The organism is Aeromonas sp. S16(2024) (assembly GCF_041403065.1).
Lineage (GTDB): Bacteria > Pseudomonadota > Gammaproteobacteria > Enterobacterales > Aeromonadaceae > Aeromonas.
On the sequence record NZ_JBGLQX010000008.1, the window covers coordinates 139,047 to 156,641 of the forward strand.

The 17,595-nt window shown below is 60.7% G+C and carries 16 protein-coding genes; 15 read left to right on the plus strand and 1 reads right to left on the minus strand.

Annotated elements, in window-relative coordinates; translation table 11 throughout:
• Window positions 1–121 precede the first annotated feature (121 nt).
• From ACB030_RS08345 to oxyR, 3 genes are all read left to right on the plus strand, one after another.
• The gene (locus ACB030_RS08345; protein WP_371159037.1) at window positions 122–982 is read left to right on the plus strand and encodes a Vmh family MBL fold metallo-hydrolase; all 861 of its coding nucleotides are present in this window, start codon (window positions 122–124) and stop codon (window positions 980–982) included.
• A 76-nt stretch (window positions 983–1,058) separates the two neighbouring features.
• Window positions 1,059–1,706 (plus strand): DsbA family protein, encoded by a 648-nt coding sequence (locus ACB030_RS08350; protein WP_371158981.1) that lies wholly within the window; start codon window positions 1,059–1,061, stop codon window positions 1,704–1,706.
• Between the two features lie 162 nt (window positions 1,707–1,868).
• Window positions 1,869–2,765: a DNA-binding transcriptional regulator OxyR gene (oxyR, locus tag ACB030_RS08355; RefSeq protein WP_371158983.1), complete on the plus strand. Its 897-nt coding sequence runs from the start codon at window positions 1,869–1,871 to the stop codon at window positions 2,763–2,765.
• 54 nt (window positions 2,766–2,819) lie between these two features.
• Here oxyR and ACB030_RS08360 read toward each other — a convergent pair whose 3' ends face one another.
• Window positions 2,820–5,309, minus strand: coding sequence for a penicillin-binding protein 1A (locus ACB030_RS08360; RefSeq protein WP_371158985.1), 2,490 nt, complete (start codon window positions 5,307–5,309; stop codon window positions 2,820–2,822).
• Window positions 5,310–5,606: 297 nt separating this feature from the next.
• Here ACB030_RS08360 and tapM point away from each other — a divergent pair, with 297 nt between their 5' ends.
• From tapM to trpS, 12 genes are all read left to right on the plus strand, one after another.
• On the plus strand, window positions 5,607–6,668 hold the full coding sequence (gene tapM, locus ACB030_RS08365; protein ID WP_371158987.1) for a PilM family type IVa pilus assembly protein TapM: 1,062 nt from the start codon (window positions 5,607–5,609) through the stop codon (window positions 6,666–6,668).
• Window positions 6,656–7,225 carry a PilN family type IV pilus biogenesis protein TapN gene (gene tapN / locus ACB030_RS08370; protein ID WP_371158989.1) on the plus strand — a complete coding sequence of 190 codons (570 nt, stop codon included), beginning with the start codon at window positions 6,656–6,658 and terminating at the stop codon, window positions 7,223–7,225. Before tapM ends, tapN begins: the two co-directional genes overlap by 13 nt.
• Window positions 7,222–7,821: a PilO family type IV pilus biogenesis protein TapO gene (tapO, locus tag ACB030_RS08375; protein ID WP_371158991.1), complete on the plus strand. Its 600-nt coding sequence runs from the start codon at window positions 7,222–7,224 to the stop codon at window positions 7,819–7,821. Before tapN ends, tapO begins: the two co-directional genes overlap by 4 nt.
• Window positions 7,822–7,823: 2 nt before the next feature.
• Window positions 7,824–8,351, plus strand: coding sequence for a pilus assembly protein PilP (locus ACB030_RS08380; protein WP_371159039.1), 528 nt, complete (start codon window positions 7,824–7,826; stop codon window positions 8,349–8,351).
• Window positions 8,352–8,367: 16 nt separating this feature from the next.
• Window positions 8,368–10,605 (plus strand): type IV pilus secretin PilQ, encoded by a 2,238-nt coding sequence (locus ACB030_RS08385; protein ID WP_371158993.1) that lies wholly within the window; start codon window positions 8,368–8,370, stop codon window positions 10,603–10,605.
• Window positions 10,606–10,796: 191 nt separating this feature from the next.
• On the plus strand, window positions 10,797–11,315 hold the full coding sequence (aroK, locus tag ACB030_RS08390) for a shikimate kinase AroK (RefSeq protein ID WP_010673824.1): 519 nt from the start codon (window positions 10,797–10,799) through the stop codon (window positions 11,313–11,315).
• 16 nt (window positions 11,316–11,331) lie between these two features.
• Window positions 11,332–12,414 carry a 3-dehydroquinate synthase gene (gene aroB / locus ACB030_RS08395; protein WP_371158996.1) on the plus strand — a complete coding sequence of 361 codons (1,083 nt, stop codon included), beginning with the start codon at window positions 11,332–11,334 and terminating at the stop codon, window positions 12,412–12,414.
• Entirely contained in the window at window positions 12,404–13,942 is a 1,539-nt protein-coding gene (locus ACB030_RS08400; RefSeq protein WP_371158998.1) for an SPOR domain-containing protein, read from the plus strand. Before aroB ends, ACB030_RS08400 begins: the two co-directional genes overlap by 11 nt.
• A 70-nt stretch (window positions 13,943–14,012) precedes the next feature.
• Window positions 14,013–14,885 carry a Dam family site-specific DNA-(adenine-N6)-methyltransferase gene (locus tag ACB030_RS08405; RefSeq protein ID WP_371159000.1) on the plus strand — a complete coding sequence of 291 codons (873 nt, stop codon included), beginning with the start codon at window positions 14,013–14,015 and terminating at the stop codon, window positions 14,883–14,885.
• Window positions 14,886–15,135: 250 nt separating this feature from the next.
• Complete coding sequence (gene rpe / locus ACB030_RS08410) at window positions 15,136–15,807, plus strand: ribulose-phosphate 3-epimerase (protein WP_041205203.1); 672 nt, start codon at window positions 15,136–15,138, stop codon at window positions 15,805–15,807.
• Window positions 15,797–16,462, plus strand: a complete 666-nt coding sequence (locus tag ACB030_RS08415; RefSeq protein WP_005329960.1) for a phosphoglycolate phosphatase — start codon at window positions 15,797–15,799, stop codon at window positions 16,460–16,462. The genes rpe and ACB030_RS08415 overlap by 11 nt, the downstream gene beginning before the upstream one ends.
• Window positions 16,463–16,479: 17 nt before the next feature.
• A complete protein-coding gene (gene trpS / locus ACB030_RS08420) occupies window positions 16,480–17,484 on the plus strand; it encodes a tryptophan--tRNA ligase (RefSeq protein WP_025326158.1) in 1,005 nt (334 codons plus the stop codon).
• Window positions 17,485–17,595 lie beyond the last annotated feature (111 nt).

The following is a 17,595-nucleotide window of genomic DNA, read 5'->3' on the forward strand; positions in this document are numbered from 1 at the left end:
GCTCTCTATATGTTCGATATATGCAACAGTGATGCGCTTTTTACGCTGTATTTGCAACTTAGGCGATCCAATACACTCTGTCCATCAAATGAACCCCCGAATACTTAATGAGGAATAGATGATGAACAACACCCTGATCCGCAACCTGACTCTGGTGACCACCCTGCTGAGTGGCGCCGCACTGGCCGCCCCCCTGAGCGTGACCGTCTACAACCCTGGCGAGAAGGCGATCTTCCCGGTCTCCTCCTCACTGGTGACCGGTGACAAGGAGGCGATCCTGATCGATGCCCAGTTCGACGTGCAAAATGGCCAGGCGCTGGTCGAGATGATCAAGCAGAGCGGCAAGAAGCTGACCACTGTCTATATCAGTGCCGGTGACCCCGACTTCTACTTCGGTCTGGAGCCCGTCATGGCTGCGTTCCCGGATGTCAACGTGCTGGCCGACCAGCATGTGGTTGACCATATCAACCAGACCAAGGATGCCAAGCTGAGCTACTGGAGCCCGATCCTGGGCGAGGGCGCACCGAAGAGTCTGACCGTGCCGCAGGTGATGACGGCCTCCCACCTGACCCTGGATGGCGAGAAGATTGAAATCAAGGAGATGAACACCCCGAATGCCTACCTCTGGGCTCCCTCCATCAAGACGGCGTTTGGTGGCGTGCCGGTATACAGCGGGGTGCACGTCTGGATGGCGGACAGCCAGACCAAGGCGGCCCGCAGCAACTGGGTCAAGGCGCTGGACAACCTGTTGGCTCTGAAACCCGAGCGCGTGGTACCGGGCCACTTCCTGGGCACCGCGCCCAAAGGCACTGCCGCAGTGACCTTTACCCGTGACTACGTCCAGCGTTTCGAGCAGGCGTTGGCCTCCGCCAAGAACAGCGATCAGCTGATCGATGGCCTGAAGAAGGCGTTCCCGTCCCTGCCGGTGGACGATGGCCTGGCCATAGGTGCCAAGGTCAACATGGGCGAGATGAAGTGGTAATGGCCTGAGTCCTTTTCCCTGTGTTTTTTTTGCCGGGCATTCATTGCCCGGTTTTTTATCCAAGATTGAGGCGAGAATGACGATGAGCGAACAACACACCACCCTCCATTATGTCTATGACCCCCTCTGTGGCTGGTGCTATGGCGCGGCCCCCCTGCTCGAGGCCGCGGCCGGGATCCCGGATTTGCAGATCGCGCTGCATGCGGGCGGCCTCTGGCTGGGCCTGCGCCGCCAGCCCATGGGCCAGGCCCTGCGGGACCATGTCCGCCCCCATGACGAGCGGATCCAGGCCCTGACCGGCCAGCCTTTCGGTGGGCGCTACTTCAACGAGCTCTTGCTCAGGGACGGTCTCTTGCTCGACTCCGAGCCTCCCATCCGGGCCATCTTGGCGGTCACCGAACTGGGTGGAGATGGTTTGAGCCTGCTGCATCGCATTCAGCAGTCCCATTACCTTGACGGTCAGTGGGTAGGCGATCAGGCCCATCTTGCGCGGCTGGCGCAGGAGCAGGGCATAGCGCCGGAGGCGTTCGCCCTGGCCTTTGGTCAGGTGGATCTCGCCGGGCATCTGGCCCAAAGCCAGGGCTGGCTGCGTCGGCTCGGCGGGCAGGGGTTCCCGACCCTCGGGCTGATGCGTGGGGGAAGCCTCATCCCGCTGCCCGTCTCCTCATTCTTGGGGGAGCCGCAAGCCTTCGCGAGCCATCTCGCCGCCCTGATGGCGGCCTGATCCGGGCCATGCCCGGGTTGCCGCACCGGCCCTCAGGTCACGGCAATGGGCATGTCGGGTGAGCGGGGCAGGGGAGAGCACTCCCCGTTTCGGGCTTCCCTTGTCCCCCGCACCGTTCTTGGGCATGCTAACGGCCTCTTTGATTGGCAGGATGCAGTACCTATGAACCTTCGCGATCTCGAGTACCTGGTAGCGCTGGAAGAGGAGAAACATTTTCGCAAGGCGGCGGAGCGCTGCTTCGTCAGCCAGCCGACCCTGAGCGGCCAGCTGCGCAAGCTGGAAGATGAGCTGGGGGTGATCCTGATCGAGCGCACCTCCCGCAAGGTGTTGTTTACCCCGGCCGGCGATGCCATGGCCCGGCAGGCCCGCAAGGTGCTCAAAGAGGTGCGCGAGCTCAAGAGCATAGGCCAGCACTTCGCCGAGCCCATGTCCGGCGAGATCCACATCGGCTTCATTCCCACAGTGGGTCCCTATCTCTTGCCCCACATCATTCAGGATCTGCGGGAACACTTCCCCAAGCTGGAGTTCTATCTCTACGAAGAACAGACCCAGGTGCTGCTCAAGCGGCTGGAGGAGGGGGAGCTGGATTGTCTGGTGCTCGCCGAGCTGGAGGGCATGGACGGCTTTGGTTCCATCCCTCTCTATCAAGAGCCCATGTGGCTGGCGGTGCCCCAGCATCATCCTGAAGCCAGTGCCAGGGCGGTGCCGCTTGGCAATCTCAAGGGCAAGAAGTTGCTGATGCTGGCCGACGGTCACTGCCTGCGGGATCAGGCGATGGGCTTCTGCTTTGCCGCCGGCATCGGCGAGGATCAGCGCTTCAAGGGCACCAGTCTCGAGACCCTGCGCAACATGGTGGCGGCCGGCAGCGGCATGACGCTGGTGCCCAGGCTGGCGGTGCCCGCCAACGCCGAGGAGAGGGGCGTCAGCTATCGTCCGGTGATAGACCCGGTGCCGGGGCGTACCATCTCCCTGCTCTATCGCCACTACTCGGTGCGTCGCCCCTGCTTTAATGAACTGGCCTCCCGCATCTCGGCCCTGATGAAGGGACTGCTCGGCTGAGAGCAGATAACAAAACCGGCGCCTTGGCGCCGGTTTTGTTTGTTCGTCTGTTGCTTAGAAGATGTCATCGGTGGAGACGGGGCCATCGCTGCTGGAGCCATCGCCGCCGTAGACCTCATTGCCATCGGAGAGCTGGCTCGCATAGCGGGTCGGTTCAGTCCCCTCCTTGAAGAACTCCTCCATGCTGGCGCCATCGGCACGGTTGGTCAGCAGACCCGTCTCCCGATCGATGCGTACCTGCATGATCCCTTCGGGAACCGGCATCTTGCGCTCGGGCACTTGCTGCAGGGCCGTCTTCATGAAGTCGATCCAGATGGGCTGGGCGGCGCCGCCACCGAATTCGGCCCGGCCGAGACCGCGCTGGTGGTTGTCAAAACCTATCCAGGAGGTGGCCACCAGATTCGGGGTGTAACCGGAGAACCAGGCATCCCTCGATTCGTTGGTGGTCCCCGTCTTGCCCGAGATGTCGTGACGCTTGAGGTCACGGGCCGCGCGCCAGCCGGTACCACGCCAGCCATTGCCACCCCAGATGGCGGTGGTCAGGGTGTCGGTGATCAGGAAGGCGCTCTGGGCACTGATGGTCTGGGGCGCCATGTTGTTGGGCACGACAGGGTCAATCGGACACTGGGCCTTCCAGTCTGGGACTGTATTGGCGTAGGCATCGGCGCTGTCGAGCCCGGCGGCAGCCAGCACACCGCAGTCACGGCAGGCGGCGGCCGGATTGGCCTGATACAGGGGAGTGCCAAAGCTGTCGGTCACTTCGGTGATGAAGTAAGGCGTCACCTGGAAGCCGCCATTGGCCAGTACCGAGTAGCCGCGCACCACTTCCAGCGGGGTGAATTCGGCGGCCCCCAGGGCCAGGGATTCGTTGGCGGAGATGTGCTCGCGGGCGAAGCCGAAGCGGGTCAGTCCCTCGATATAGGTATCCAGCCCGATGGCGCGCATCAGCCGGACCGACATCACGTTCTTGGACTTGGCGAGGCCAAGGCGCAGTGTGGTCGGGCCCTCATAGATGGCCGGCGAGTTCTTGGGCTGCCACATGGGGCCCTTGGCGGGATCCCACTGGTTGATCGGGGCGTCGTTGATGAGGGACGCCAGGGTATAGCCCTGCTCCAGCGCGGTGGCATAGAGGAAGGGCTTGATGTTGGAGCCGACCTGGCGGCGAGCCTGATCGACCCGGTTGAACTTGGAGATCTCGAAGCTGAAACCGCCGACCAGGGCCTCGATGGCACCGTCTTGCGGGTTCATGGCGACCAGGGCGGCGTTGACGTCGGGGATCTGGGAGAGCAGCAGCTCTTCCCCTTTCTCCCGCACCCAGATCTGGGCGCCGACTTTGAGCACGTCCCGTGCCGATTTGGGTGGATAGGTCTGGCGATCGTCGGTGATGAAGGTTCGGGCCCACTTGATGCCGTTCCAGCCGAGTTCGGCCTGCTTGCCATTCTTCAGCACCAGAGTAGCGCTCTTGTCACCGACCTGGGTGACCACGGCGGCCATCAGCGGCTGATAGGTCGGTTGCTTGGCCAGGTGGGCCATGATCTGGTCGTAGTCCCAGGCCGCTTCCCCGGCCTTCCACAGCAGGGCGGTCGGACCGCGATAGCCGTGGCGGGTGTCATAGTCGAAGACGCCGTCCAGCAGCGCCTGGTGGGCGGCACGCTGGCGCTTGGCGGTGACAGTGGTGTAGACGTGCAGCCCCATGGTGTAGGCATCTTCACCAAACTGCTCCACCATCTTCTGGCGCACCATCTCGCTCAGGTAAGGGGCGTTGAGAGTCGTCTCGGCACCGTGATAACGGGCCTTGATCGGCATCCTGGAGGCCTCGTCAAACTGTGCCTGGGTGATCTTGCCGGTCTCCAGCATGCGGCCCAGCACCACGTTGCGGCGTGCAAAGGCACGCTCCGGCGAACGTATGGGGTTCAGCATGGAGGGGGCTTTTGGCAACCCGGCGATGATGGCGATCTCGTCCAGAGTCAGATCCTTGACCTCTTTGCCGAAGTAGACCTGGGCGGCGGCGCCGACCCCGAATGCCCGATAGCCGAGGGGGATCTTGTTGAGATAGAGGGTGAGGATCTCGTCCTTGGAGAGATTCTGCTCGATGCGCCAGGCCAGGAAGACTTCCTTTATCTTGCGCACCAGGGTCTTCTCGTTGCTCAGGAAGAAGTTGCGCGCAACCTGCTGGGTGATGGTACTGGCGCCCTGGCGGGCCTGGCCGGAGACGGCCCAGACGGTGGCGGCCCGGATGATGCCGATGGGGTCTATGCCCGGGTGCTCATAGAAGCGGGCATCTTCGGTGGCGAGCACGGCATCTATCATGGGCTGGGGAATTTCATCCAGCCGCAGGGGGATGCGACGAATCTCGCCGAACTGGGAGATCAACTCACCATCCCGGCTGTACACCTTCATCGGGGTGGCCAGTTTGACATCGCGCAGGGCGCTCACATCCGGCAACTGGGGCTTGATGTAGAAGTAGATGCCGATGAGGCTGGCAACACCCAGCACTGCACCCAGCATCATGACAATAAACAGGCGAACGAGCCATTTCAGCATGGAAGAACTACCAATCGTCTTAAAATTAGCCAACGGGCGCAGAGTATAGCCTTTTTACCCTCGCGGATTCGAGGTTTTCCTGTCCGGGGACATCGACCTCGAGAAGAGGCGGGAGGGTAGCATTCCAGGGCGCAATTACCAAGGGGGCCGCAATCAAGGCCGAAAGGAGAGCAGCGTCAACTTTTGACATAAACTTTATGACATTGATAGATAGAGCATTATATTGAGTTAAGTCATCACCTCGTGATGCGCTGTCCTACAATAAGTCCTAAAACCCAATAACGCATGGATGTGTATATGTTTGGGCTATTAAGTAAGGGATCCCTCCTCTCCTTGGCGGGCATTGATTTTGGCAGTCAAACCATCAAGGCCGTCACCCTCAGCGGACGTCCTGGCAAGGTGCATCTCGAATCGGTTGCCGAGATACTTATGCCCAAGGGCACCCTGGTCGATTATCAACTGCAGGACATTGAACGGGTCAGCCAGTCCCTCAAGTCGCTCAAGCGGCTCATTCAAGGGGATTGTCAGCAGGTGGCCACCGCCGTGACGGGCTCCAATGTCATCACCAAGGTCATTCAGGTTGATGCCAACATCAACGAGAACGAGCTGGAGAACCAGGTTCATCTGGAGGCAGAGCAGCTCATTCCCTTCCCCCTCGATGAGGTCAGCCTGGATTTCGAGATCCTCGGCCTGACGGCCGACGAGAGCCGCCAGGAGGTGCTGCTGAGCGCGGCGCGCACCGAGAGCGTCAACGGCCGGGTCAGTGCGCTGACAGAGGCTGGCATGAATACCATGGTGGTGGACGTGGGGGCCCATGCGCTGGGTCGTGCCGTGCTGGCCTGTCTGCCCGAGCTGCAAACCTGGGACAAGCCGGTCGGTATCGTCGATATAGGCGCCAGTGCCATGACCTTTGCCGCCCTGCTCAGGGGGCAGGTCGTCTATTCCCGCCTGCAGAACTTCGGTGGCGATCAATACAGCCAGGCCCTGGCCTCTTTTTACAGCATGAGTCTGGACGAGGCGGAGCTTGCCAAGGTTCAGGGCAGCTTGCCTGCCGACCATGAGGTGGATGTGTTGTTGCCCCACCTCAGTACCCTGGTGTTGCAGGTCAGGCGCAATGTGCAGCTCTTTTGCAGCTCCTCTGGCAACAAGGAGTTGTCAAAACTGGTGCTGACGGGAGGGGGCAGCCTGCTGCCGGGTCTCGCCGGGCAGCTAGGCAGCGAGCTCAACTGTGAAGTGCTGCATCCCGACCCCTTTGCCCTGTTTGGCAAACCCAGGGGGGAAGGTGGCCTCATCCATGGGGCCAAATACATGGCGGCATTCGGTCTGGCACTGCGGAGCTTCACACCATGTCAAATATAAACCTCCTGCCCTGGCGGCTGGCCAGGGCCCAGCGCCAGAAGAAGCAGTTTGGCATCATGATCGGCCTTTTTCTGGCGGCCACCGCCTCCCTTGCCTTTGCCGTCGACTGGCTGGTGCAGCAGCAGATCGGGTATCAGCAGCAGCGTAACCAGCGTTTGCAGCAGGAGATGGCCACGCTCGATACCCAGCTCGGCGAGATCCGGTTGCTCAAGGAGCGCCGAAAGGAGCTGATCGACAGGATGCAGCTTATCGAGCAGTTGCAGACAAGGCGCAACATACCGGTACGCCTGTTCAACCAGCTACCCGTGCTGGTGCCCAATGGGGTCTATCTCAATACCCTGGCCTTGCAGGCAAACAGAATCGATGTCAACGGCAAGGCCGAAGCCTATGGCCGTGTTGCCAGCATGATGAGGCGCATCGATGGGTCTGGCTGGCTGGGACAGTCTCAGATCAGCACCATCTTCTCGGCAGACGTGGCGCCCGTGGCCCTCAGCCAGTTCTCCATGATGTTCCAGATCGCCGGCGTCGCTCCGGTCGCGACTAAGGGGCAACAATGAACCTGCAACAGCTCAATGACCTGGATCTCAATGACATCGCGCGCTGGCCGAACGTCGCCAAGGGGATCTTCATCCTGTTCTGCTGCGCCCTGCTGGGTGGCGCCATTTACTACTATGTGATTGCCAACTCCCTGACTGCCTTGCGCCAGGAAGCCGCTAAAGAGCAGGAGCTGAAGGCTCAATTCGAGAGCAAGGCCATGCTGGCCGCCAACCTGGAGGCGTACAGGAAGCAGATGGTGCAGCTTGAACATTTGGTGGATACCCAGCTCAAGCAGTTGCCCAACACCCATGAAGTGGCGGGGCTGCTGGATGACATCAGCTTCATTGCCACCGATAACGGGCTCAAATTGAACAGGATCAACTGGGAGGCAGAGGTCAAACATGAATTCTCGACCGAACTGCCCATGCGCATCGAGGTGGTGGGTACCTATCACGAGCTCGGCAAGTTCACGGCAGACATGGCCGCGTTGCCGCGCATCGTGATCCTGGAGTCGTTTCAGCTCAGTCAAGGCAGGGATCAGGGCGAGTTGATAGGCATGTCCATGCAGGCCAAGACCTACAAGTACAACGGTAAAACCCTGGAGCAGACGCCATGAGCATGAGAGTTGTCGGACTCCTCTTGCCGGTGCTGTTGTTGACGGCCTGTGGCGGGCAGGAGGACATGGACGAGTACGTACAGCAAACCAAGGCGAGGCAACCCATCCCGATCGAGCCCTTGCCGGAGATAAAGCCATTCTCCCCCATGGCCTATCAGCGCAGCGATCAACGCAGTCCCTTCATTGAACCGCAACCAGAGACCAGTTCCAGGGTGGATGCCAAGACCAAGCCGGACTGCGCCCAGATAGTGGCCAGTCGGGAGAAGGAGGTGCTGGAGCGCTACTCGCTGGCCAGTCTGAGCATGAAGGGATCCATCGGCAAGCAGGGACAGTTGTGGGCACTGATCAGGACTCCGGACGGGCAAGCCGTGCGTGTTGGGCTCAATCAGTACATGGGACTGGATCAGGGAAGAGTCATCAAGATAACGAATACTCATGTTGACTTGATGGAAACGGTACCGGATGGCAAAGGATGCTGGGTCACCCGAGAAACTCAGCTGGCCATGGCCAATCTCGACGCAAAACTATGATCAGGGATGAGCAGAGATGAGAACAACAATAAGAAGGATGAGGGGTGTGGCGTTGCTGTGGCTGGGCGCATGCACTCAGGTGTGGGCGGTGCCGGCGTTGCAGGAGGTCAAGGTGAATCCGCTGTTGGCCGATCAACTCTTGCTGGAGCTGAGCTTCAGTGAGCCAGTGAGCGGATTTACCGACAGACTGTCGTATGAACCCAATCAGCTCCTGCTGCACGTGCCCGGCGCCATAGGGGCGTTGACGGTCAACCCGCTGCCCATCAAACAGCAGGGGGTGGACAACCTCAAGGTGGAGGGCAAGGGAGAGGGGCTGGATATCAAGATAGCGCTCGATCAACTGACCCCCTATCAGGTCCATCAACAGGGCAACAAATTGCTGGTGTCATTGGGAGAGAAGGCCGGTCAACCGGTGGCTGCGACTGCGGTCTCCCCTGCAGCCAGCCCGTCGGCCCTTGTCAGGAGCCAGCCTGTGACCCAGTCTGCACTGATTGATACCCAGCGGGTCGCCCAGAACCAGTCTCAGTATCAGTCCGCGGCGGTCTCCTCTCCCGTTGCTGCCCCCGTCTCTGTTGCTGCCAGCAAACCTGTGCTGTCCGTCTCGCAGGCGAATACAGGCGGTGCTTATTTCAACTCGGTCAAGGGGGTGGATTTTCGTCGTGGCAAGGAGGGGCAGGGGGAGTTTCTCGTGACTCTGGACAACAGCTCGGCGGCGGTGGATGTGAGCAGCCGCGGCCAGAAGGTGCTCGCCAAGTTCCACGGTACCCGGATCCCGGATGATCAGCTGAATCTTATCAATGTGCAGGATTTTGCGACCCCGGTCTCCCAGGTGGAGGTGTTCCGTCAGGGCAATGACACCCTGTTTGAGCTCTCGGTCAACGGCCAGTTTGATTATCGCTACGACCAGGCCGACAAGATGTTCATCATAGAGGTGAAAAAACGCGTCGCAACCACGACAGCGAAACAATATCAGGGCAAGCCAATCTCGTTGAACTTCCAGGATATTCCTGTTCGGACCGTGCTGCAGATCATCGCCGACTTCAATAACCTCAACCTGGTGACCACGGATTCCGTCTCCGGCAATATCACATTGCGTCTCGATGGGGTGCCCTGGGAGCAGGCGCTCGACATCATCCTCAAGGTCAGAGGGCTCGACAAGCGGCTGGACAACAACATACTGCTGGTGGCTCCGGCGGACGAGATTGCCGCACGAGAGAAACAGCAACTGGAGAGCCGCAACCAGGTGGCCGATCTCGCACCGCTCTACACCGAGTACCTGCAGATCAACTATGCCAAGGCATCCGAAGTGGCGGCCCTGCTCTCCTCCGAGAGTACCAAGCTGCTCTCTCCCAGAGGGGCGGTGAGCGTGGATGAGCGCACCAACGTGCTGGTAGTCAAGGACACGGCGGATGTCATCGGCAACGTCAAGCGGATGTTGGACATCCTCGATATTCCAGTCAAGCAGGTGGTGATCGAGGCGCGCATGGTGACCATAGACGATGGCTTCGACGAGGCATTGGGGGTGCGTTGGGGGGTGACCAAGAATGACGGCCACGGCAACGGCACATCTGGCACCATTGAGGGGAATGATGGTTCAGGAAATGGCAATCTGAATCCGGATGGAAGTATCAATACTAATATGACTCGTCCAGATGTGGCAGATCGTCTCAACGTCAATCTGCCGGTGACCAACGCCGCCGGTACCCTGGCCTTCCAGGTTGCCCGTCTGGCCAATGGCACTCTGCTCGATCTTGAACTGTCGGCGCTGGAGAAGGAGAGCAAGGCCGAGATCATCGCGAGCCCTCGCGTCACCACGGCGAACCAGAAGCCGGCCCTGATCGAGCAGGGGACAGAGATCCCCTATGTGGAGTCCTCGTCCAGCGGGGCGACCTCGGTCACCTTCAAGAAGGCGGTGCTGAGTCTCAAGGTCACGCCACAGATCACCCCGGACAACAGGGTCATCCTGGATTTGACTGTGACTCAGGATACCAAGGGGGAAACCGTCCCGACCGGTACCGGGGATGCGGTCTCCATCAACGCCCAGTCCATCACCACCCAGGTGCTGGTCAACAACGGCGAGACCCTGGTGCTGGGCGGCATCTATCAGCAGACCATCAAGAGCGACGTCAGCAAGGTACCGCTGCTGGGGGATATTCCCGGTCTCGGTTACCTGTTCAAGAAAACCACCAGCGAGAACAAGAAGCGTGAACTGCTGATCTTCGTGACCCCGAGGATAGTCACCGACGCCCTCTGAAAACTTTACATGTGAGGGTAAAACACATATAACCTTACGCCCCGATGAGGCTGGGGCGTAAGGGCTGCGGTTGCCAGTCCTGGTTTCTATTGAGATAATCCCCCTCCTGATCCATCGCAAGATAAGGTTCATAGGTACCCCGGTCGAGTAGTTACCGGGGCCATACAGTTTGTAATTACTAACGAAAAGACATGGCTGAGAAACGCAATATTTTCCTGATAGGTCCCATGGGTGCGGGCAAGAGCACCATAGGTAGACATCTGGCAGAACAACTGCACATGGAGTTTTTCGACTCAGATCATGAGATTGAGCGCCGCAGTGGTGCCGATATCGGCTGGGTGTTCGATGTTGAAGGCGAAGAGGGTTTCCGGATCCGCGAAGAGAAGGTGATCGGTGAACTCGCCGAGCAGCAGGGTATCGTGCTGGCAACGGGCGGCGGCGCCATCAAGAGCCGTGAAACCCGCAACAAACTCTCTGCGCGCGGCATCGTGGTCTACCTCGAAACCACCATTGAAAAGCAACTGGCGCGTACCCAGAGAGACAAGCGTCGCCCCTTGTTGCAAACCGAAGAGCCGCCCCGCGAAGTGCTGGAGCGTCTGGCTCAAGAACGTAACGCCCTGTATGAAGAAGTCGCTGACTTTGTCATCCAGACGGATGATCAAAGTGCAAAAGTTGTAGCTAATCAAATCGTTAAGTTGATTGGTATGTAATCAATAGAGGACGTCCATGGAAAGGTTGAAGGTCGAACTGGGTGAGCGCAGCTACCCGATTGAGATAGCTGCTGGTCTGTTGCAACACCCCGAGGTGCTGGCGCAGACGATCAAGGGCAAGCGGGTCATGATAGTGACCAACACCGTCGTCGCCCCCTTGTATCTTGAGCAGATCATTCAGTTGCTGCCCGGTTTTCAGGTTGAACACCTGATACTGCCGGATGGCGAGGCCTACAAGACCCTGGCCACCTTCGAGCGGATCATGTCTGCTCTGCTGGAAACCAGTCATGGTCGTGACACCACCCTCATCGCCCTGGGGGGCGGCGTGATAGGCGACGTTGTCGGCTTTGCTGCGGCAAGCTATCAACGAGGCATTCCGTTCATTCAGGTGCCTACCACACTGCTTTCCCAGGTTGACTCCTCCGTCGGCGGCAAGACCGCCGTCAACCACCCTCTTGGCAAAAACATGGTGGGCGCCTTCTATCAGCCCAAGCATGTGATCATCGACACCGATTGCCTCAAGACCCTGCCTGCGCGGGAATTTGCCGCCGGCATGGCCGAGGTGATCAAGTACGGCATCATCTGGGATGCGGCCTTCTTCTCCTGGCTCGAAGTCAACATGGCGCTGCTGCAACGCCTTGACGCCGATGCCCTTTCTTACGCCATTCGCCGTTGCTGTGAAATCAAGGCCGACGTGGTCGGTCAGGACGAGACCGAGCATGGCGTGCGCGCGCTGCTGAACCTGGGTCACACCTTCGGCCATGCCATCGAGGCCGAGAAGGGCTATGGCAACTGGCTCCATGGGGAGGCGGTGGCGGCGGGCATGATGCTGGCGGCCGAAACGGCCCTGGCCCGTGGCGACATGACGGCGCAGGAGGTTGCACGAGTCCGCGACTTGTTGCTGGCGGCGGACCTGCCGGTGCTGGCACCGCCTGAGATGGACTTTGCCGCCTTCATTCGCCATATGCGCCGTGACAAGAAGGTGCTGGAAGGCAAGCTGCGGCTGGTGTTGCCAGTCGGGATCGGGCAGGCCCAGGTAGTGGCCGATGTGACGGATGCGCAGTTGATGGCGGTGATCGAGTCTGGTCGTGACCAATAACAAATTGCTGAAATTGCCTTCCCAGCGGCAGCTGGTTGACCGGCTGCTGCATCTGATTGAGTTCAATCACCCCTTTATTTTTCTCTCAGGCAAGCCCGGCAGCGGCCGTGGCACCCTGTGTGAATCCCTGCTTGCCCAGCTGCCTGACCAGGTTCGGGTGGTGAGCCTCATCGGCAGCCCGGCCATGAAGATGGCGGACGTGCGCCAGTTGCTGCTTCAGCAGGTGGTGGCACGCCCCCTGTTCAATGCGCAGGATGCGCTGGCCGACAGCTTCTTTCGCATGCTGGAGGGCAAACCTTCCACCCTGCTGCTCATGATCGAGCGCGCCGACACCCTGCCCGCCGAACTGGTGGGGGAGCTGTGGGCGCTCTGTCGCCATAACGATACCCTTGCCTCTCCCCATAAACTGGCCATCCTGCTCTCGGGCAGTGACGCCTGGTGTCGCGATCAGAAGGGTGCCCTCAAGGGGCGGGCCATGCCCGCGCTCGAGCTGGAAGTCGCGCCACTGAGCGCGCCTGAGCAACGGATCTTCCTGTATGAGAAGGCCAAGGAGCTGAAGATCCCGGCGGCCCTCTTGCCCAAGCCGAAAGTGGAAGAGATCCTGAAGGGGGCGGGGGGACACCCGTCCGCCATCATGCAGTCATTGGAGGATGTCATGACCGACAGAAGGCCCAAGAAACGTCAGGCCGAGTTGCCCGTCAAGAAGATTGCGACCGTGCTGGCCCTGGCGGCCGCCGGTTTGCTGGCCCTGAGCTATCTCCCCCTGTTCGAGGAGGCGGGCAAGGAGCAACCCCAGACCTCGACCCAGGGGATGGCGTTGCCCGACCCCGTCGCGACCGATCCGCTGAGCGTCGGCGCGGCGAGCGGTGCCCAGGGGAGCCAGGCGAGCAGTGGCGCCGATGCCAGCACTTCAGGCAACCAGGTCGCCCGGGATTGGCAGCCCGATGCCAAGACCTTGCCCAAGAAGGTCGAGAGCGAGACGGTCACCACGGAGTCGAGCAATTACGAGGGGCGCCGGGTCGTCATCTCCGACGAAGTGGTTGAGAAACTGATGACACAGCCCAACGTCAGCGGTGCCCTGCCGACGGCCGTGGTAGACGAGCTGGTCGGAGGTAGTTCCCGTGCCGCTCCGACCGGGGCGGCGGCACAGGCACAGAGCACGGCGCCCGTTGCCAAGACGACTGCCACTCCTGCTGCGACTGCGCCCGCCGCGGCGCCGGCACCCAGGGTGGCCCTGACGCCGGTGGCGACCCTCAACAAGAAGGCGAGGAACCACTACAGCATCCAGCTGATGGGGGCGAGCAACACCCAGGCGGTCGACAGCTTCGTGGCCGAGCATGGGCTGGCGGGCAAGGTCTGGGTCTACAAGACCCGCTTCCGTGGCAGCCCCTGGTACGTGGTGGTGCAGGGCGACTATGCCAACAGCACCCAGGCCAAGGCGGCGATCCGCAAGCTCTCCCCCGCCTTGCTCAAGGGACAACCCTGGCCCAAGTCGTTTGCCCAGATACAAAAAGAATTGAAGCAATAGCCAGTCGCCCGGGGAAGGGGGTAGAATCGTCCCCCTTTTTTGGGCATTGCCTTCTTAACACCGGACTTCCATGAAAAAAACACGCGCGTTTTTAAAATGGGCCGGGGGAAAATACTCCCTGGTCGAAGAGATTGCCGAGCGCTTGCCGGCCGGGCGTGTGTTGCTGGAGCCCTTCGTCGGAGCGGGCTCGGTGTTTCTCAACACGGATTACGATGCCTATGTGCTCAACGACATCAATCCGGATCTGATCGGTCTCTACAATCACCTCAAGCTGCAGCCGGACAACTTCATCCGTGAGGCGCGCAAGCTGTTTGTGGCCGAGCACAATCACAAGACCGCCTATTATCGGCTGCGCACCCAGTTCAACCAGACCGAAGCCGGGTTCGAAAGGTCTCAGCTGTTCCTGTTTCTGAATCGCCACGGGTTCAACGGCCTGTGTCGTTACAACAAGAAGGGCGGCTTCAACGTGCCGTTCGGCTCGTACAAGAAGCCCTATTTCCCGGAGAAAGAGCTGTGGGCCTTCGCCGAGAAGGCCCAGAAGGCCACCTTCATCTGCGAGAGTTATGCCGATGCCATGGCCAGGGCGGAGGAGGACTGGGTGATCTACTGTGATCCCCCCTATGCGCCGCTCTCCACCACGGCGAGCTTCACCACCTACTCGGCCGGCGGCTTCACCCTGGATGATCAGGCCCTGCTGGCCAGGCTGGCCCGTCATACCGCCGCCCACAAGGGGGTGCCCGTGCTCATCAGCAACCACGACATCGAGCTGACCCGGGAACTTTACCGCGGGGCCAGGCTCGACGAGATCCTGGTCAAGCGCACCATCAGCCGCAACGGTGGCAGCCGCAACAAGGTGGCCGAGCTACTGGCGCTCTATCCGCCCGGCATCGCCCCAGAGCAGGGCCATTACCCCGGCGAGGCCGAGCTGGTCTCTGTCGGTTGAGTCATGAACGGTCCCTGCGGGGACCGTTGTCGTTTCTGCCCGGGCACGGCGCCTGTCTGGTCGGGCAAGAGCGAAGTCCCCTCGTCTTCTGTAGGTGCGGCTCGTTTTCATTCCGTGTTTGCGGTGAGACTCGCGCTCCGCGTCTTCTGCACCTGCGGTCCGCATTCCCTGTACGTGCGGGTCGTTTTCATCGCCCATTTGCGATAAAATTGCGCCGCTTTTTCTGCCACGCTGCCAATGGATGACGCTGATGAAAGACTTTCTGATTGCCCCCTCTATCCTCTCCGCCGACTTTGCCCGCCTGGGCGAGGATGTGGCCAAGGTGTTGGCCGCCGGGGCCGACGTGGTGCACTTCGACGTGATGGACAACCACTATGTCCCCAACCTGACCATAGGCCCCATGGTCTGCCAGGCCCTGCGTGACTACGGCATCGAGGCCCCCATCGATGTGCACCTGATGGTCAAGCCGGTGGATCGCATCGTGCCCGATTTTGCCAAGGCGGGTGCCAACCTGATCACCTTCCACCCGGAAGCCTCCGATCACGTGGACCGTACCCTGGGTCTCATCAAGGAACAGGGTTGCCAGGCCGGTCTGGTGCTGAACCCGGCCACGCCGCTCACCTGCCTGGAGTACGTGATGGACAAGCTGGACGTGATCCTGCTGATGTCGGTCAACCCGGGCTTTGGTGGTCAGAGCTTCATCCCCGGCACCCTCGACAAGCTGCGTCAGGTGCGTCGCCTGATCGACGAGAGCGGCCGTGACATTCGCCTCGAGATCGACGGTGGCGTCAAGGTGGAGAACATCCGCGAGATCGCCGCCGCCGGGGCTGACATGTTCGTGGCGGGCTCCGCCATCTTCGGCAAGCCGGATTACAAGGCGGTGATCGACCAGATGCGGGCGGAGCTGGCTCATGTCCGTTGAACGCCCCTTCGATCTGGTACTGTTCGATCTGGATGGCACCCTGATTGACAGCGCCTCCCAACTGGCGCTGGCGGTCAACCGCACCCTGACCGATCTGGGGCTGGCCGAGGCCGACGAGGCCGTGGTACGCACCTGGGTCGGCAATGGCGCCGACAAGCTGATCCAGCGTGCGCTGGACTACCGCGAGGCGCCCGAGCTGTTTGCCAAGGCCCGTCCCCTGTTTGACCAGCACTATCAGGCCTGTCTGCTGCAAGGGCTGGCCATGTATGACGGGGTGGAGCAGAGCCTGCGTCGCCTGCAGGCGCTCGGTTACCGGCAGGCCGTGGTGACCAACAAGCCGAGTCACTTCGTGCAACCCATTCTGGATGCCCTCGGAATCGGCGACTGTTTCGCTCTCTGGTTGGGGGGCAACTGCGTGCCCGTCAAGAAGCCGAGCCCGGATCCGCTGCTGCACGCCTGCCACGAGCTTGGGGTCAGCCCGTCCCGCACCCTGATGGTGGGAGACTCCGAAAATGATGTGCTGGCCGCCCAGGCTGCCGGCATGAAGGTGGTGGGGCTCACCTACGGCTACAACTATGGCCGTCCCATCGCAGATTCCCGCCCTGACTGGGTATGCGAGCAGTTTGCAGAGCTCGATGCCCTGTTGGCTGAATAACAAGGATCAACACATTCATGGCTAAACCAATCGTATTGAGCGGGGCCCAACCCTCGGGCCAGCTGACCATAGGCAACTACATGGGAGCCTTGCGTCAGTGGGTCAACATGCAGGATGACTTCGACTGCCTCTACTGCATCGTCGATCTGCACGCCATCACCACCCGCCAGGAGCCTGCCGCCCTGCGCAAGGCGTGCCTGGATGCCGCTGCCCTCTATCTGGCGGTCGGCATAGATCCGGCCAAGAGCACCGTCTTCATCCAGTCCCACGTGCCCCAGCACGCCGAGCTCGGCTGGATCCTGAACTGCTACACCCAGATGGGCGAGCTGTCGCGCATGACCCAGTTCAAGGACAAGTCCGCCCGTTTCGAGAACAACGTCAACGTCGGCCTGTTCGGCTATCCGGTGCTGATGGCGGCGGACATCCTGCTCTATCAGGCCAACCAGGTGCCGGTCGGCAACGACCAGAAGCAGCATCTGGAGCTGACCCGCGACATCTGCACCCGGTTCAACAACCTCTACGGCGAGGTGTTCACCCTGCCTGAGCCCTTCATCCCGACCGACGGTGCCCGGGTGATGAGCCTGCAGGATCCCACCAAGAAGATGTCCAAGTCCGACGACAACGAGGCGAACTTCATCGGCCTGCTGGAAGATCCCAAGCAGATCGTCAAGAAGATCAAGCGGGCGATGACCGACTCCGACGAGCCGGCGGTGGTGCGCTTCGATCCCGAGAACAAGCCGGGGGTCTCCAACCTGCTGACCCTGATGTCCGGGGTGACTGGTCGCTCCATCCCCGAGCTCGAGCAGCACTTCGAGGGCAAGATGTACGGCCACCTCAAGAGCGAGACGGCCGATGCCGTGGTCGCCCTGCTGGAGCCCATCCAGGCCCGCTTCCGCGAGCTGCGTCAGGATGAGACTCATCTGCAGGCAATTTTGGCGGCTGGCGCACAAAAGGCGCGGGAAAGGGCTGAAAAAACCCTGATCAGCGTATATGATGTTGTCGGCTTCGTTCCTCGAGCCTGACATACTGGGAAGGTGTAGTTGTAGAGAGCTGGGTATTTGCCTGGCTTTCTTTGTTTCACCCGACCCCTGGTTCGTCATCTCCTCTTCCAATGTCAAACGCGGGCGCTTGCC

What these genes read in the sequence shown, in the direction of transcription:
- ACB030_RS08345 (WP_371159037.1), top strand. Translation starts at nt 122, where the DNA reads ATGAACAACACCCTGATCCGCAACCTGACTCTGGTGACCACCCTGCTG.
- ACB030_RS08350 (WP_371158981.1), top strand. Translation starts at nt 1,059, where the DNA reads ATGACGATGAGCGAACAACACACCACCCTCCATTATGTCTATGACCCC.
- oxyR (WP_371158983.1), top strand. Translation starts at nt 1,869, where the DNA reads ATGAACCTTCGCGATCTCGAGTACCTGGTAGCGCTGGAAGAGGAGAAA.
- ACB030_RS08360 (WP_371158985.1), bottom strand. Translation starts at nt 5,309, where the DNA reads ATGCTGAAATGGCTCGTTCGCCTGTTTATTGTCATGATGCTGGGTGCA.
- tapM (WP_371158987.1), top strand. Translation starts at nt 5,607, where the DNA reads ATGTTTGGGCTATTAAGTAAGGGATCCCTCCTCTCCTTGGCGGGCATT.
- tapN (WP_371158989.1), top strand. Translation starts at nt 6,656, where the DNA reads ATGTCAAATATAAACCTCCTGCCCTGGCGGCTGGCCAGGGCCCAGCGC.
- tapO (WP_371158991.1), top strand. Translation starts at nt 7,222, where the DNA reads ATGAACCTGCAACAGCTCAATGACCTGGATCTCAATGACATCGCGCGC.
- ACB030_RS08380 (WP_371159039.1), top strand. Translation starts at nt 7,824, where the DNA reads ATGAGAGTTGTCGGACTCCTCTTGCCGGTGCTGTTGTTGACGGCCTGT.
- ACB030_RS08385 (WP_371158993.1), top strand. Translation starts at nt 8,368, where the DNA reads ATGAGAACAACAATAAGAAGGATGAGGGGTGTGGCGTTGCTGTGGCTG.
- aroK (WP_010673824.1), top strand. Translation starts at nt 10,797, where the DNA reads ATGGCTGAGAAACGCAATATTTTCCTGATAGGTCCCATGGGTGCGGGC.
- aroB (WP_371158996.1), top strand. Translation starts at nt 11,332, where the DNA reads ATGGAAAGGTTGAAGGTCGAACTGGGTGAGCGCAGCTACCCGATTGAG.
- ACB030_RS08405 (WP_371159000.1), top strand. Translation starts at nt 14,013, where the DNA reads ATGAAAAAAACACGCGCGTTTTTAAAATGGGCCGGGGGAAAATACTCC.
- rpe (WP_041205203.1), top strand. Translation starts at nt 15,136, where the DNA reads ATGAAAGACTTTCTGATTGCCCCCTCTATCCTCTCCGCCGACTTTGCC.
- ACB030_RS08415 (WP_005329960.1), top strand. Translation starts at nt 15,797, where the DNA reads ATGTCCGTTGAACGCCCCTTCGATCTGGTACTGTTCGATCTGGATGGC.
- trpS (WP_025326158.1), top strand. Translation starts at nt 16,480, where the DNA reads ATGGCTAAACCAATCGTATTGAGCGGGGCCCAACCCTCGGGCCAGCTG.